A 12,415-nucleotide genomic window follows, 5' to 3' on the forward strand; every position below is an offset into this window, starting at 1 on the left:
TTCGACATAGTGCCGATGTGGCACGTTTCGGATTAGGATGTGGAGTCCCGCATCGCTGCGCGGTCAATCCGATCGATCTCTGCTGCGATCAATGCACCGGCAATCACCAGCTTTCTGCGACGATCCAACTCATCGCGCTTGTCCCAACTGGTGTCCCATTCCGACGGCCAAGGATCTTCGAAGAGGAAGTGATCCTCGGCGCTCTCCTGGGAGAACAGGCGAAACGGAGTGGCGTAGAGCGCGGCCACCAAGGCGAGAGTTTCGTCGGTGTGCTGGTCATCATGCTCTGGCGTCCAGCCTTCCTCGGTTTCCTGACGCTCCCGCTCTTGAAGGATTGCGATTACGCCCGGCGAATAGTCGGCCGGGTCAATCCACCCTGCCTCCGCGGCCCGCTCAGACCAGCCGCCATAGTCGGCGTCGAAAGGGTTTTCATCACCCCATGCCTCAAGACTCATCGTCGTCATCCTCGTAGTGTTCGATCTGCGATGCAGGGCGATATTCGGCAGGGCGCACGGGCCTCGGGTCGCGGGCTGCCCAGTGATCCTTCGCGACCTCTTCCGAGATCGGACGAAGAGAGTAGACCGCGTTCGTGCCATAGAACTCGGTCACCTCGCCGTCTTCTTCGGTGGGGATGTCGATCCGGATCATCTTGCCGCTGCCGACATACTCCTCGCGGGCGCGGCCTATCCGCTGCCGATGCCCCATCAGTTCCAGTAGCACCCATCCGAAGTCCTGCGGGGCCGTGTTGTCACTCGTCGCTTCAGCCATCTTTGGCATCTCCATTCCACACGATAGTCCGAAATAGGGTAAGCTACAGCAGATGCCGTTTCAACACAGAAATCCGAATAGCCAGAAAACTTGTGACCTATCACCGGCCCATGATGACGATGATGCGTCGAGACGAACGCGTTTGCTTCCGCCAAAGAGATCGGCATCTTATCCAACATCACCCGTTCCCCCAAATCGACCCCGGCCCATCGCCGAAATGCGAAGCCCGCAACCCGCGCCCGCGCACCGGCCCCATCATCCTTTCAAGCGCAGCCGCCAGCGCCGCCGACAGCGCCTTGACATGCTTCGATGACGGCCCGCGACCGGACCCGGCCCAGCCATGCGCCCGCAAGACATCCGTCAATGTCTGTTCCTCGATACACACGGCATCGACCAGACGCCGATCAAGGATCGTGACCCGCGTTCCGCGCTCACTCGGACGGATGCGCCGGACCTGCATGGCAGCGCCCGCGCCGATCCGCGCCTGCAGCAGATCGAGCCGCCGCCGGTCGCGCAGCACTGCGTCCATGAACTCGCCGCCCTTGCCGCCGCCTGAAACGCGCCCTTCCAGGCTAGAACACTTGACGCCCGCCGCCTGATGCTTGCGGAATAACTCGCCATAGAACCGGCCCATCTGGACCTGCGCCGCCGTGAAAGGTTCCGCGCCGCCGCGCCCGCGCGACTTGGCCCGCATCACGTCGAAGGCATCCGCGCATTGAAGCGTTTTCCATCCGTTGTAACCGGACGGCTTCGATTGGAACCCATCGTCACCATCGGGATAAAGCTTCATCCCCTCGAACATCCGCACCGGCCCCCGCGCCGGGGCCTCGATCGTCCGCGATCCGACATCGGCGGGAACGAACCCACGCGCCCGAACCTCCGCGATCCGGTCGGCCTCGGCCTGCCGGACCTCGGCGCGATGATCCATCCGCGCAATCACATCCTCGATCCCGTTGCCGTTCTTCGTCATGCCTCTGCCCCCTGCTTGCCCGCTTCGATGATCCCTTCACACCGCCGCAACGTCGCGTGATAGCCGTCAAGCTGCGCCCGTTCTGCCGATGTCGCCGCGCCAGACGCGATGCCGCGCTTGATCCGGTCATGCGCCCGCGCCCTGTCCTGCGCCCGCTGCTGCAGTTCCTTCAGGACGTAATCGTTCGGCGGAACACCCATGCGCTTCAGATAGACGAACAGTTCGACCAGGTAATCCCCGGCCCGCGCCGCAACGCCCGCGCCCGACTGCAAATAGGACCGCACAAGACGGCTTTCCGATGCAGGCGGTTCCTGCAGACGCCGCGCCCAATTGCAGATCGAGACTTCGGCAGGCCAGACATCCTTCAGCTTGCCGCCCGCGTGGCGTTCGCAGCATTCGGCCAGCGCCTGCAGGTTCTTCGCGTTCATGTAAGCCAGACGCGCTTCAAGGCTCGACATCATCGCCTGATGCTGATCGACCGTCCATCCGGCCTTGCGCTTCATCCTTGCCCGTTCCAGCGGCTCGATCAGGTTTTTTCTGACCCTTTCCTTGCCCTGCTTCAGCTGATCACCTTCCATCGGTTTCCCCCTTGGCGGTTCGGTTGCGGTTCGTGGATTTCATTTCTTTTTCTTTTCGTGTCTTTTCTTTTCAGCGGTCACGAAACCGGCGCAAAAAAGACCGAACCCGTGATTTTCCCGTTCCATTCCGTGACTTTTCCGTTCCCGTTACGGAACATTCTGTAACCGTCACAAAGTCGCACAGACCCGGCATCACCCGCCGCACACCGCGTCTAGCGCCTCGCGCACAAGCGCCTCTGTCCGGTTCCGGCCCTGCGCGTTGTCCATCAGCCACTGATCGACCGCTTCGACCAAACCGGCCCGGCGCAAGAGCTGCGACGCACCGACGCGCTCGATCATCGCGGCCAGGTCCTTCAATCGCTTCGCCGCCCGGCGGCGTTCGCGTTCCTCGGAATTGCGGCGCTTTCCGGCCAGCGCCTTCAGCGCCATTTCCGTCACCACCGGATGCGCCAGCCGGATTTCGCCCGTATCGGTGCGAACCTTGTGCCAGCCGTGCAAGGGCGTGATTTCCCGCTTCAGAAGCGATTGCCACGCTTCCAGCGACAGGCCCAACGCCTTCGCCAGAAGCCGATCATCGACCGGCAACGTGCCGACCGGCGTTTCGTCCTGCGCCTCGTTAAACAACAGAAAGCCATACCAGCCGCATTCGGGATCGACCAGCTGGCGAAACCGGCTTTTGCGCCAGCGCCTGAAATGCCATTCCATGTAAAAATGACTTTCCAGCCGTTCGGCGGATGCGATGGGATATTCCTCGATCGCTTCGGCCTCGACCAGATATGCTGCCTGCCCCGTCATTGCCGCGTGACCTTCCCGGTCGCGGCCAGAACCTGACGATCCGACTCCATCTTGGCGAGGGCGGATTTCATCGCGTCATAGGTTGCTTCATACGCGGCCTGATCGCCACTTTTGCGCGCGTGAGCCTGTTCAAGCAGAACTTCGATGTATTGAATTGAGCCTTCGGGACTGATCCGCCCGACAGCCGCCAAGAGCAGATCGATAATGCAAGTATGCGCGTTCAACCGCGAAATGCCGATGTAGCGCGACAAGAGCGCAATTGCCTCATCTACTATCGTGCCTGCAATGTCACTCGCCGGGCTGTTTCGGTTCATAGCTTTGTATTTCAAAGGTTTTCCCCCTGATCTGATACCGTGGGTTTCCTTGCGGTTTCGGCGCGTACCAGGTCGCGCAGGGCATCGGACATCGACCCGCCGCGCGTCATCGTCAGTTCGTAAAGGTCGCGGTAATCGTCGGCGCTCAGATGCACCGTGACAGGGCGACCAATCCGATCCGGCGGCGATGCCCGGCACTGCCTGCGACGGTCAGTCATTAGCCGTCACCCCCGTTCAATTCGCGCTCCAAGTCATCGAGCGCCCGAACCATCGCCGAAAAACCAAGTTCCCGGCGCGGGTCCTTCAAGCTGATCATGGGTTTCGGATGCGGCGCACCCGACTTGATAAAACGCCGCAATCTCTTGATCGCACGAAACGCCGCTTCGGCCCGCGCCTGCATTGATCGGGCAAAGGTCAACGCGTCCTGCGCCGCCGCCCGCGCTTCGCCCAGCTGACCGGATAGCGCGGTAATTTCCGCCGCAACAGTATCCGCCGGGCCTTGCACTAGGTCAGCCATGCGGACCAGTTGCAACGCGTAGGCACCGGCAGGCGTCAGGCGGTATTCCAAGCGTCCATCATTCGCCCGAATGTCGGAAATCAGGCCCTTGTGATGCAGCGCCCTTTGCGTATGCCCGCCGATTACGGCATCGCCATGTTCCGCGATCATCGAAAGCGCCGACACCTGCGCCCGAGACAGCGACAGGTTGAAGGCACCCGATGTCGAATATTCCTTGAAACGCTCGACCGAATGATCCGTCATCAGCCCTGCCCCCGTGCCGCTGCAGCCCGCGCCTTGCGATCCTCGAACCACGATGACTGTACATGCGTCACATGCCGCCGGGCGGCGCGGGCCAGGTCGCGCAACGCCTCGTTTTCGGCCTCATACTTGCCCATGCGCCAGACCAGCGCCGACAGGGCCATCCGATGCCCCCATTTGCGCAATTCGTTTGTCCCGGCGCGTTCGCATTCCGTGCAGCAGTACATTTGCCAATCGCGCGACGGCTCGAACCGGCGTGAACATTCCGGCAGGAAACAAACGCCGCGTTCCCAATAGGGCGACCGCTCAATTTCGGGATGGGCATAGGTCCGAAAATCTTCCGGCGTCAAATCCCGTGCCACGGCATTTGCGGTAATGTCCTGCAGGATACTCACAGCGCGAAACCCTCCTGTTCCGCTGTCTCGGCGGCGAACAGCGGCGCATCGACTTCGCCCGATCCGACCGCTTCGCGGACCCGTTCGCAGGCGACATGGAACCATTTCGGATCACGCTCGATCCCGATCGCCCGGCGGCGCGACCGAACCGCGCCGACAAGCGTTGACCCCGACCCCATGAAGGGATCGAGAACCAAGCCGCCGGGATCGGTGCAATTGGCAATCCAGGACGCCATCAGCGGAACGGGCTTTTCTGTCGGATGGGCCGCGCGTTCGCCGGGCGGCAGATCGGCGGGCAGGTAATGCTGCGACACGTCGCGTTGCGGACACCTGATCTTCGCCTTGGTGGAACAATCCCGGATCGCCCGCGCGCGCCCCTTCCACATATACAGTCCGAACTCGCAATCGGGCATGAACCATCGGTTTGGCGTCGCCGTGATCTTGTCCCACACAAGGACGCGGTGAAACCCGAACCCCGCCGCCTGCAAAGCCGCCCGCGCGTCCTGCATTTCTCTATCTGATGTCATGATGATCGCATCGGAATCGTCGGCCATCGCGGCGAACATCAGCGGGGCCATGTCCGTCCATTCGACCATTTCGAACAGCGCACCCGAATTGTCGTATGTTTCCGCGCCAAGGCATCCGCTCATCAATCCGTTTCGACCGCCTGATGTCAGCCGATAGGGCGGATCGGACATGATCATGTCGGCCCGCGCCTCGATCTTCGGCAACACGTCGCGCATGTCGCCCAGGATCAACCGGCAAGGGCCGATTATGACATCGCGTTCGATCCCGGTCATGCTTCACCGCTTTCCGGCGCGGATTCTGCCATGCGCGACTTGATGCGGGCCTTCGCATAGGCCGGATCGATCCCGGCCAGTTCGCAGACCAATTTGAAATCAGGCGTCCCGATCCAGTTTCGCGCCCGCTGGATTTCGAGGCTTGTCACAAGCGCCCGTTCGGTGCGCGGCAGGGACCGCAACGCCATCGAAACGGCGTGCTGCAGAACCGCACACCATAGCTGACGACACGCCTCTGCACTAACGTCACGATTGACCGGCCCGCCAATAACAACGGCTTCGGGATATTGGTTCTTGTGATTACGCATGGGCCGGGTCCGTCAAAAGGATCGGCTCGAACCCTTGCGGCTGAATATCCATGCCCGCGCAATAGACCGTGATCGGCACCCCCAGCCGCGTATCGAACACGACCCACATCGGACGCCCATCGGCCAGCCGGACAAAGAACAGACGGCGACCCGTGCTGTTCAGCCGCACGACCGGCACCAACTGCGCCCAATCCTGCCTATGATGCAGCATCGCCAGATGACGCCACAGCTTCAGCGCGACACCCTCGATCCCGAACCGGGATTTCAGGCGGCAGGCGAAATGCGTGAAAATACGATCGCGCGACCGCTGACTTATCAGCGCTTCGGCGGTCATGCGACCGACCCCATGACATAGACCGGCAGGCCGATCTGCAGCGCCGCGCGTACCTCGACACCGATCCCGACGCTTTCCTGCCAGCCCGGTAAGGGCGGCACGATGACCGCGCCAGACGCGTTCAGCATGGGCCGACACCAGTTTTCCCAGAACACCGCGTCCAGCGGATCGAGATAGCCGGTCACATGATCGGCATCGAGCGCCGCGCAACAAAGCGCAATCGGCGAAATCGCCGTCACGCCGTCCAGCGCGAAATCCCGCACCCAACGCCCGGCAAGAATCGCCGCCGTGATCGACTTTTCGCGCGACCATCGGCCCGCGTCGTCAAGCACCACCTTCGAATAAGGTGTCGCCAAGTAGCAAAGCCGCCCCCGGCATTCGCTCACGACCTCCGACATCGTGGCATCGACCCGGAAATTCACCGGGTCCGTCCGTTGATAGGCCCGCGCAGGCCATACCGTTTCGAAACAAGCGCTTTCGGTCAAAGCGACACCCTTTCAGGAAAAAGGGGCCGCGCCGAAGCGCAGCCCAGGTCAGGAAGAACACCACGACCGACGCGGCATTGATCGCCGCACCCCGCCGGGCTATGGTTCGGCGCATGACACCGAAACATTCCATTGCCGCGATTGCGGCGCTGTTGATCGCCAGCACCGCGCAGGCGTCCGGCGACATTCAGAACCATGAAGTTCAGCGAATTTACCTTGAAGAGTCCTGCAGCGAGGTTATTCGCATCCTCGACAGTCAGCCGGATTTCTCGGACGGAGTCGAAAATGGCAGTCAGGAAATGGCCGTTCAGGCTATGGTTTGGGGCCATCTTCTCGGCGTCGAGACCGCCAACCCCGGCATTCGCGGAACGCACGAAACGATCCTGCAGCGCTTGCGCGCCGATTGTGCGGCCGATGACAGCCGAACGGCGATGCAGCTTCTGACGGGCTATGCCGCCGAACGTTGACCCGAGAAAACCGCGACCATAACGCAATTTCGCCGCAAAGACGCGGAATGCATCTGCGCATGTCAAATCGCTCCCTCTCCGCTTCATGCGACATCTCCGATTTCGGGCAAGTCGATCGCTGGCGGCGGCGGCAATTCAACGAATGCAAAAAGATCAACACACGGAACCTGAACGCCCAATTCCTGAGCCAATCTGCAGAACGCCACATACCAGCGCGTCGGCAACTTTTTCGACATCAGGTGCGAGTGCATTGTTTTCTCACTCACACCGACACGGGCGGCGACCTCTCGGTAGCCCCCCAGCTTATCGATGAACTCTCGCGGCGTCCTATACATGGCACCGGAGAAAAGTATGAAAATTTCATATTGTCAATTGGCAGAATCGGAAATCTTCCGATTTCGCAGAAGCTAAGCTAGAAAAAGATCATGACGATAGAAGAGCGTGAACAGCTGTTTCGACTAAACGATGACTCTGACGAAGCCGTCGCTTTGCGGCTACGCGCCGCTCGTGAAGTAGCAGGTTACAAGAAACAGCGCGACTTCGCTGAAGCGCTCGATCTGAACTACCAGACCTACCATTCGCAAGAAAAGAAAGGCAGGCCGAGTCCGTCCACAGTCCGATTTCTATATAGAAATCACCGGATTGATTTTAATTTCGTTTACAACGGCGACTTTCTTCAACTGCCCGGCGATGTTCAGGCTGCCTTAGAAAAGGCTCTTTCCGCGACCAACTAATAAGCGGCGCAAAAATCCAATTCAGATTTACCCCAAGATCCGTCAGCTTCCGTCGAATCGCCCTCCCGATTAATCGCATAACAATCTCCAACGCACCCGATGTTCTTGGTTTGATCTCACTCAGTCAACCCTAGATTTAATGCGTACATGCATCACCAATCTGAATATTTCATACTTTTTTCCTTTACAATCTGATTTTTTCATATTTAGGTCGTCTCAAATAGGAGGCGACAATGCAAAACCAAAGCACGTTAAAATCAGACGCCCGAGCAGTAATCGGCCAACCCCACGCACAGCACACCCCCGCGCTTCGCATTCTCGCCTGGGCTATCCTAAAGGCGGAACGCGGCCAGACGGTTTGCCAGCACCGCTTGCAGCGAACCGCGAAGGGAGTCGCCTGATGGGAACGATGCCCGCCTTCGCCCGCTTCTGGATGGTCTGCCGGAAACCGACAGCCCAGCATCACAAGACCGAGCCGCGCCAGCGCTATTCGCATCACGGCGACGCCGTGACAGCCGCGACGCGCCTCGCGGAACAGAACAACGCTGATTTCGTCATCCTCGAAGCTGTCGAAATCATCCACCCGGCAGATCGTTCACAAGGCGGGCTGTTCTGATGCTGGCGCTTGCCCTTCACGACCGCGCCTTCGCGTTCCTCTCGCGCCTCGACAGGCTCGAACCGATCGCCCGGCGCGAAGCATTCATAAACGAAGTTCTTGAAACCGGCGGCGTATACGCGGCCCCGCCCGATGATACCGGATCGGGGCGCTTCGTTTTCGAAGTCGTTCTGCACGACATCCGCGCAACGGGCGCGACCGAAGATGACGCCGTTTCAGCGTGGATCGACGCGGCGCAAGCCGAACATGAGGCATCAACCGCAAGGCCGATCGCATGACCCGGTGCCTTCGAATTCTGATCGGATGTGAAACGTCTGGCATGGTGCGCAACGCGTTCCTCGATCGCGGGCATGACGCGTGGTCCTGCGACCTGCTGCCCAGCGATGACCAGACGAACCGGCACATGATCTGCGACATCCGTGACGTGCTGCACATGGATTGGGACGTTCTGGCCGTCATGCACCCGCCCTGCACCCGGCTTTGCAATTCCGGCGTCCGCTGGCTGCATACCCCGCCAGCGGGCCGGACCCGTGACGACATGTGGCAGGAACTACACGAAGGGGCCGCGCTCTTTTCCGCCTGCTGGAATGCCCAGATCCCCTGCGTCGCGATCGAAAACCCGGTGATGCACAAACACGCAAAGGCGCTGATTGAGGGCTTCAAACCCGCCGCCCAGACTGTCCAGCCACACCAGTTCGGCGACCCAGCCTTCAAGGCGACTGGCCTTTACCTGCGCAACCTTCCCGGCCTGACCCCGACAAAGCGCCTGACACCACCGCGCCCCGGAACCCAGGCGCACAAGGAATGGTCGGCAATCCACCGCGCCCCGCCCGGCCCCGACAGATGGAAATTTCGATCGAAAACCTTCCCCGGCATCGCAAACGCAATGGCCGACCAATGGGGCGAATTTGCCTCAAAGCATCTTGAACGGGACCTGACACAATGAAATTCACTCGCGACCAACACGGGAAACTTGTCCCAGTACTCGAAACCCTTTCACAGAATGCCGGTGCCGTGAAACCTGCCGGCGAACTGGCGGCAGGCCCCAGCGCCTGCCGCTCCTTTTCACCCGATCAGGACCGCGAAAACACCGACACCGCCCCGCCACTCGCGGACAGGCGGGCACCCGCAACATTCCATTGCCCATTGTGGCCCGTTTGCGGATGCCCGCCAGGCACCATGCACCCCGCCTGCCCCGGCCTGAAGGCCCGGCGCGGTGTCAACCTCGACAGCGCGCCGCCCAGAACGTCGAATCCGACGCGCGACGGCATGTTCGGTCCGCGTCTGTTCTGGCTGTTCCTTATTGCCGGGGTTGGAACCACCGCGTTCGTTATGATGATGTTCATGATCGAGGCGTTGAAGGGATGACCATCGCGCCCCAGCCCTTCGACCGGATGCCGCGACCGCAACAGGCGGGAATCCTCGCCAATGACATCCGGTTCAAGCGCTTCGTCGCCGTCCGCCTGCATCTGGCCCGCGAAGGCGCGGGAACGGTCACGGTCAACACCAGCGCCGCCGCCGAATTCATCCGCACCGAATGCCAGGTCGACAGCCGCCGCGACCTCGCCACCGATCACGCCGCCGCGCAACGCTTCGACGCCCTGCGCACGGAGTTTGACGCCTTCACGGGCCGCATCGCCCGACCCGAAAGGATCTGACCCGATGTCATCGAAACCGCTCTATGACCTGACCGATTCCGACCTGATGCTGCTGCACGTCCTGAAATCTAAAGAAGCGATCGAGCCTGAAGGGATTGCCGCACTCAGGTTCTGGGAACGCATGAGCCGCCTTGGCCTGATGCAACCCTGCGACAGCCGCCCCGGCGATGTCGAGCGTCGCCGCGGGGCCTTCGTCCGGCTGACGGCGGCAGGCGTCTATTTCCTCGAAACCCAATGATCAGGATCAATCCCATGGGAACTAAACCAATTCCGATAGCTGCAGCAAAACGCATAGCCAAGGAATACGGGTATGACCAGGTCGTTATCGTGGCGCGAAAAGTCGATCCAGACGGCAATGAACACGTCACAACCTTCGGCGTCGATAGCGCACACTGCCAAGTTGCAGCCCGCATAGGAACAGCCCTTAAGCATCACCTGATGGGCTGGCCGTCAGAACTGTTTCAGACCGACCTTCTTGTTCACGGCGTTGGTCGCGATGCCTTCAGCGATCAAACGATCAACCTCTACTGCGATGGAGCCGTGTCCGACGAACAGCTTCGCGCAGTTCACAATTTCCTGAAACCCAGAATCTGACCACAAAGGAGTCCCGAACGTGATGACAAAGAAGAAAGCACCGCCCCCGGCGGAAGTGGTCGAAGAACACGACCCGTTCGCCATCCACAGCATCGAACAGCTTTTCACGCTGTTCGACGGCGGCGAATTCCTGATCAGCTTCATGGCCCAGCACCGCGAACTGATGCAGAAGATGCAGGACCATAACGAGGAATTCGGCCACAAGGGCGCGAAAGGCTCGATCAGCCTGAACCTGAACTATGAACTTGGCGGCGCGGGCGACCTCGGCATGTCGGCCAAGGCCGATTTCAACGGCCCGAAAAAGCCTGCCAGCCGCGCCGCCGCCTATGTGGACGGACAAGGCCAGCTGACCCTTTACAGCCCGCTTATGAAGCGGATGCAGGGCGGCGTCCGCGACGTGTCCGAATACGACCCCGAGACAGGGGAAATCAAGGATGTCTGATCGGCTGAAGCGCCCGGCGTTTGGCATACTTCGCCACGTCGAGCGCCGCCAAAGCAATCCGACCATAACCGCCCGCACCGCGTCTGCATTCACTGAAACCCGCACCGAATATCAGGTTCTAGTGACGCGTTTCGTCCTCTGCTGGATCACCATCTGGAAGCACGAAACCGACTGGACGTGAACACGAAAAACCTCAGCCACAAAAGGAGTCCCGAAATGGCTATCGAAGAAACAGACGACACCACCCGCGAAAACATCGCACAGACGATGCGCGACACGATGCAGAACCTGATGCCGCATGAACCGATCGAGGAACCGAACGGCAACCCCTTCACCACGCCGCACCAGGTCGAAACCGCCAAGGATCGCCAGATTCACGACCTCACGGAACAGCGCCGGAACGCCGCGCAGTTCTTCAAACCGGCCCGCCGCAAGGGTACGGCGCACATGTCGGACCTCGACAGCTTCATCGCGTGGGCCAACCGCTTCAAAGGCGACACGTCCGCAATGTTCGCCAAACCGGACATGGAAAGCCCGGCCCTGACCTGCATCGCCGACTATCACGGCGAAGGCCCGGCGGAAATTCTCGACCCCGAAGGTGATTCCACGGCCCGCCACCTGCATCACCGCGCGATCTACAACTTTCCACTATCCGACGAATGGAAAGCTTGGATGCAGGTTTCGGGCAAGCCGCTTGGCAAGGACGAACTCGGCGAATTCATCGAGGAACAGGCGAAGGACATTCAGGACCCGACCCCGGCCATCCTGAAGGGCAAGCCCGACGCAAAGGCCGAAGCGTGGGAAAACCGGATGATCGAAACCGCGATGAAGATCGAAGGCAAGTTCGGCCAGCTGCGCCAGCTGCTCGATCTGACGAAAAACTTCCAGGTTTTCGAAACCTCGAACCTGAAGGCATCGACCAATCGCGATACCGGAGAAAGCGAAATCCAGTTCCTGAACGAACACCGAACGCCGGACGGCAAACCGCTGAAGCTGCCGAACCTGATCATCATTGCGATTCCGGTATTCCGAAACGGGGCGCTCTTTCGGATGCCGGTTCGGTTCCGCTACCGCAAGAGCGGATCCACGGTCGGCTTCATCCTGACGATCTACAACCCGCACAAGGCGTTCGATCTGGCCTTCGATGAAGCATTGGACACGGCAAAGGAACAAACCGAACTGCCGCTGTTCAAGGGATCGCCGGAAAGCGCCTGATCGCGATGCCCATCAGCCCGGACAGAATGAAACTCTACCCCGGCGAGTCTATCCAATCCGCCGAGGGGAAAGCCTTTCGCGCGTTCATTCTGTTCCGGGCTGCAAACCGTTGCGAAGGCACCCCGCAAAACCCCGCTTGCCGCGCCCCCAATGGTCAGCGGCACCCCGAAACAGGGTCCAGGGTT

25 protein-coding genes are annotated in these 12,415 nt (G+C 60.5%); 12 read left to right on the forward strand and 13 right to left on the reverse strand.

The window, feature by feature from the left end:
- Window positions 1–32: 32 nt before the first annotated feature.
- The 13 genes from ACSQ76_RS12335 to ACSQ76_RS12395 all read right to left on the reverse strand — a co-directional run bounded on the left by ACSQ76_RS12335 (window position 33) and on the right by ACSQ76_RS12395 (window position 6,504).
- Window positions 33–455 carry a hypothetical protein gene (locus tag ACSQ76_RS12335; protein ID WP_437156796.1) on the reverse strand — a complete coding sequence of 141 codons (423 nt, stop codon included), beginning with the start codon at window positions 453–455 and terminating at the stop codon, window positions 33–35.
- Window positions 445–768 carry a hypothetical protein gene (locus tag ACSQ76_RS12340; RefSeq protein ID WP_437156797.1) on the reverse strand — a complete coding sequence of 108 codons (324 nt, stop codon included), beginning with the start codon at window positions 766–768 and terminating at the stop codon, window positions 445–447. The genes ACSQ76_RS12335 and ACSQ76_RS12340 overlap by 11 nt, the downstream gene beginning before the upstream one ends.
- A 178-nt stretch (window positions 769–946) precedes the next feature.
- Window positions 947–1,738 (reverse strand): hypothetical protein, encoded by a 792-nt coding sequence (locus ACSQ76_RS12345; RefSeq protein ID WP_437156798.1) that lies wholly within the window; start codon window positions 1,736–1,738, stop codon window positions 947–949.
- Window positions 1,735–2,316, reverse strand: coding sequence for a hypothetical protein (locus ACSQ76_RS12350; RefSeq protein WP_437156799.1), 582 nt, complete (start codon window positions 2,314–2,316; stop codon window positions 1,735–1,737). Before ACSQ76_RS12350 ends, ACSQ76_RS12345 begins: the two co-directional genes overlap by 4 nt.
- A gap of 192 nt (window positions 2,317–2,508) precedes the next feature.
- Window positions 2,509–3,111, reverse strand: a complete 603-nt coding sequence (locus ACSQ76_RS12355) for a hypothetical protein (RefSeq protein ID WP_437156800.1) — start codon at window positions 3,109–3,111, stop codon at window positions 2,509–2,511.
- Entirely contained in the window at window positions 3,108–3,440 is a 333-nt protein-coding gene (locus ACSQ76_RS12360) for a hypothetical protein (protein ID WP_437156801.1), read from the reverse strand. Before ACSQ76_RS12360 ends, ACSQ76_RS12355 begins: the two co-directional genes overlap by 4 nt.
- The gene (locus tag ACSQ76_RS12365; protein WP_437156802.1) at window positions 3,437–3,643 is read right to left on the reverse strand and encodes a ribbon-helix-helix protein, CopG family; all 207 of its coding nucleotides are present in this window, start codon (window positions 3,641–3,643) and stop codon (window positions 3,437–3,439) included. The genes ACSQ76_RS12360 and ACSQ76_RS12365 overlap by 4 nt, the downstream gene beginning before the upstream one ends.
- The gene (locus tag ACSQ76_RS12370; protein WP_437156803.1) at window positions 3,643–4,185 is read right to left on the reverse strand and encodes a hypothetical protein; all 543 of its coding nucleotides are present in this window, start codon (window positions 4,183–4,185) and stop codon (window positions 3,643–3,645) included. The genes ACSQ76_RS12365 and ACSQ76_RS12370 overlap by 1 nt, the downstream gene beginning before the upstream one ends.
- Window positions 4,185–4,577, reverse strand: a complete 393-nt coding sequence (locus ACSQ76_RS12375; protein WP_437156804.1) for a hypothetical protein — start codon at window positions 4,575–4,577, stop codon at window positions 4,185–4,187. The genes ACSQ76_RS12370 and ACSQ76_RS12375 overlap by 1 nt, the downstream gene beginning before the upstream one ends.
- A complete protein-coding gene (locus ACSQ76_RS12380; protein WP_437156805.1) occupies window positions 4,574–5,377 on the reverse strand; it encodes a DNA-methyltransferase in 804 nt (267 codons plus the stop codon). The genes ACSQ76_RS12375 and ACSQ76_RS12380 overlap by 4 nt, the downstream gene beginning before the upstream one ends.
- Entirely contained in the window at window positions 5,374–5,685 is a 312-nt protein-coding gene (locus ACSQ76_RS12385; protein ID WP_437156806.1) for a hypothetical protein, read from the reverse strand. The genes ACSQ76_RS12380 and ACSQ76_RS12385 overlap by 4 nt, the downstream gene beginning before the upstream one ends.
- Window positions 5,678–6,019, reverse strand: coding sequence for a hypothetical protein (locus tag ACSQ76_RS12390; protein WP_437156807.1), 342 nt, complete (start codon window positions 6,017–6,019; stop codon window positions 5,678–5,680). The genes ACSQ76_RS12385 and ACSQ76_RS12390 overlap by 8 nt, the downstream gene beginning before the upstream one ends.
- Window positions 6,016–6,504 (reverse strand): DUF1937 family protein, encoded by a 489-nt coding sequence (locus tag ACSQ76_RS12395; protein ID WP_437156808.1) that lies wholly within the window; start codon window positions 6,502–6,504, stop codon window positions 6,016–6,018. The genes ACSQ76_RS12390 and ACSQ76_RS12395 overlap by 4 nt, the downstream gene beginning before the upstream one ends.
- 77 nt (window positions 6,505–6,581) lie before the next feature.
- Between ACSQ76_RS12395 and ACSQ76_RS12400 the strand changes: the two genes are divergently transcribed.
- The 12 genes from ACSQ76_RS12400 (at window position 6,582) to ACSQ76_RS12455 (ending at window position 12,230) form a co-directional block, all read left to right on the forward strand.
- A complete protein-coding gene (locus tag ACSQ76_RS12400; RefSeq protein WP_437156809.1) occupies window positions 6,582–6,971 on the forward strand; it encodes a hypothetical protein in 390 nt (129 codons plus the stop codon).
- 425 nt (window positions 6,972–7,396) lie between these two features.
- Window positions 7,397–7,705, forward strand: coding sequence for a helix-turn-helix domain-containing protein (locus ACSQ76_RS12405; protein WP_437156810.1), 309 nt, complete (start codon window positions 7,397–7,399; stop codon window positions 7,703–7,705).
- A 400-nt stretch (window positions 7,706–8,105) separates the two neighbouring features.
- Window positions 8,106–8,321: a hypothetical protein gene (locus ACSQ76_RS12410; RefSeq protein ID WP_437156811.1), complete on the forward strand. Its 216-nt coding sequence runs from the start codon at window positions 8,106–8,108 to the stop codon at window positions 8,319–8,321.
- On the forward strand, window positions 8,321–8,599 hold the full coding sequence (locus ACSQ76_RS12415) for a hypothetical protein (RefSeq protein WP_437156812.1): 279 nt from the start codon (window positions 8,321–8,323) through the stop codon (window positions 8,597–8,599). Before ACSQ76_RS12410 ends, ACSQ76_RS12415 begins: the two co-directional genes overlap by 1 nt.
- A complete protein-coding gene (locus tag ACSQ76_RS12420) occupies window positions 8,596–9,267 on the forward strand; it encodes a hypothetical protein (protein ID WP_437156813.1) in 672 nt (223 codons plus the stop codon). The genes ACSQ76_RS12415 and ACSQ76_RS12420 overlap by 4 nt, the downstream gene beginning before the upstream one ends.
- A 233-nt stretch (window positions 9,268–9,500) precedes the next feature.
- Window positions 9,501–9,689 (forward strand): hypothetical protein, encoded by a 189-nt coding sequence (locus tag ACSQ76_RS12425; protein WP_437156814.1) that lies wholly within the window; start codon window positions 9,501–9,503, stop codon window positions 9,687–9,689.
- Window positions 9,686–9,979, forward strand: a complete 294-nt coding sequence (locus ACSQ76_RS12430) for a hypothetical protein (RefSeq protein ID WP_437156815.1) — start codon at window positions 9,686–9,688, stop codon at window positions 9,977–9,979. Before ACSQ76_RS12425 ends, ACSQ76_RS12430 begins: the two co-directional genes overlap by 4 nt.
- Before the next feature lie 4 nt (window positions 9,980–9,983).
- On the forward strand, window positions 9,984–10,217 hold the full coding sequence (locus tag ACSQ76_RS12435; protein ID WP_437156816.1) for a hypothetical protein: 234 nt from the start codon (window positions 9,984–9,986) through the stop codon (window positions 10,215–10,217).
- Window positions 10,218–10,231: 14 nt separating this feature from the next.
- Entirely contained in the window at window positions 10,232–10,573 is a 342-nt protein-coding gene (locus ACSQ76_RS12440; RefSeq protein ID WP_437156817.1) for a hypothetical protein, read from the forward strand.
- Window positions 10,574–10,595: 22 nt separating this feature from the next.
- Window positions 10,596–11,015, forward strand: coding sequence for a hypothetical protein (locus ACSQ76_RS12445; protein WP_437156818.1), 420 nt, complete (start codon window positions 10,596–10,598; stop codon window positions 11,013–11,015).
- On the forward strand, window positions 11,008–11,196 hold the full coding sequence (locus ACSQ76_RS12450) for a hypothetical protein (protein WP_437156819.1): 189 nt from the start codon (window positions 11,008–11,010) through the stop codon (window positions 11,194–11,196). Before ACSQ76_RS12445 ends, ACSQ76_RS12450 begins: the two co-directional genes overlap by 8 nt.
- A gap of 35 nt (window positions 11,197–11,231) precedes the next feature.
- The gene (locus ACSQ76_RS12455) at window positions 11,232–12,230 is read left to right on the forward strand and encodes a DUF2303 family protein (protein ID WP_437156820.1); all 999 of its coding nucleotides are present in this window, start codon (window positions 11,232–11,234) and stop codon (window positions 12,228–12,230) included.
- Window positions 12,231–12,415: the final 185 nt, after the last annotated feature.

It is taken from the genome of Roseovarius sp. B08 (assembly GCF_051417955.1).
Taxonomy (GTDB): domain Bacteria; phylum Pseudomonadota; class Alphaproteobacteria; order Rhodobacterales; family Rhodobacteraceae; genus Roseovarius.

Bases quoted from the DNA above. Each gene is read 5' to 3' on its own strand.
- ACSQ76_RS12335 (WP_437156796.1), bottom strand. From the start codon at position 455: ATGAGTCTTGAGGCATGGGGTGATGAAAACCCTTTCGACGCCGACTAT.
- ACSQ76_RS12340 (WP_437156797.1), bottom strand. From the start codon at position 768: ATGGCTGAAGCGACGAGTGACAACACGGCCCCGCAGGACTTCGGATGG.
- ACSQ76_RS12345 (WP_437156798.1), bottom strand. From the start codon at position 1,738: ATGACGAAGAACGGCAACGGGATCGAGGATGTGATTGCGCGGATGGAT.
- ACSQ76_RS12350 (WP_437156799.1), bottom strand. From the start codon at position 2,316: ATGGAAGGTGATCAGCTGAAGCAGGGCAAGGAAAGGGTCAGAAAAAAC.
- ACSQ76_RS12355 (WP_437156800.1), bottom strand. From the start codon at position 3,111: ATGACGGGGCAGGCAGCATATCTGGTCGAGGCCGAAGCGATCGAGGAA.
- ACSQ76_RS12365 (WP_437156802.1), bottom strand. From the start codon at position 3,643: ATGACTGACCGTCGCAGGCAGTGCCGGGCATCGCCGCCGGATCGGATT.
- ACSQ76_RS12370 (WP_437156803.1), bottom strand. From the start codon at position 4,185: ATGACGGATCATTCGGTCGAGCGTTTCAAGGAATATTCGACATCGGGT.
- ACSQ76_RS12380 (WP_437156805.1), bottom strand. From the start codon at position 5,377: ATGACCGGGATCGAACGCGATGTCATAATCGGCCCTTGCCGGTTGATC.
- ACSQ76_RS12385 (WP_437156806.1), bottom strand. From the start codon at position 5,685: ATGCGTAATCACAAGAACCAATATCCCGAAGCCGTTGTTATTGGCGGG.
- ACSQ76_RS12390 (WP_437156807.1), bottom strand. From the start codon at position 6,019: ATGACCGCCGAAGCGCTGATAAGTCAGCGGTCGCGCGATCGTATTTTC.
- ACSQ76_RS12405 (WP_437156810.1), top strand. From the start codon at position 7,397: ATGACGATAGAAGAGCGTGAACAGCTGTTTCGACTAAACGATGACTCT.
- ACSQ76_RS12410 (WP_437156811.1), top strand. From the start codon at position 8,106: ATGGGAACGATGCCCGCCTTCGCCCGCTTCTGGATGGTCTGCCGGAAA.
- ACSQ76_RS12415 (WP_437156812.1), top strand. From the start codon at position 8,321: ATGCTGGCGCTTGCCCTTCACGACCGCGCCTTCGCGTTCCTCTCGCGC.
- ACSQ76_RS12420 (WP_437156813.1), top strand. From the start codon at position 8,596: ATGACCCGGTGCCTTCGAATTCTGATCGGATGTGAAACGTCTGGCATG.
- ACSQ76_RS12425 (WP_437156814.1), top strand. From the start codon at position 9,501: ATGCACCCCGCCTGCCCCGGCCTGAAGGCCCGGCGCGGTGTCAACCTC.
- ACSQ76_RS12430 (WP_437156815.1), top strand. From the start codon at position 9,686: ATGACCATCGCGCCCCAGCCCTTCGACCGGATGCCGCGACCGCAACAG.
- ACSQ76_RS12435 (WP_437156816.1), top strand. From the start codon at position 9,984: ATGTCATCGAAACCGCTCTATGACCTGACCGATTCCGACCTGATGCTG.
- ACSQ76_RS12440 (WP_437156817.1), top strand. From the start codon at position 10,232: ATGGGAACTAAACCAATTCCGATAGCTGCAGCAAAACGCATAGCCAAG.
- ACSQ76_RS12445 (WP_437156818.1), top strand. From the start codon at position 10,596: ATGACAAAGAAGAAAGCACCGCCCCCGGCGGAAGTGGTCGAAGAACAC.
- ACSQ76_RS12450 (WP_437156819.1), top strand. From the start codon at position 11,008: ATGTCTGATCGGCTGAAGCGCCCGGCGTTTGGCATACTTCGCCACGTC.
- ACSQ76_RS12455 (WP_437156820.1), top strand. From the start codon at position 11,232: ATGGCTATCGAAGAAACAGACGACACCACCCGCGAAAACATCGCACAG.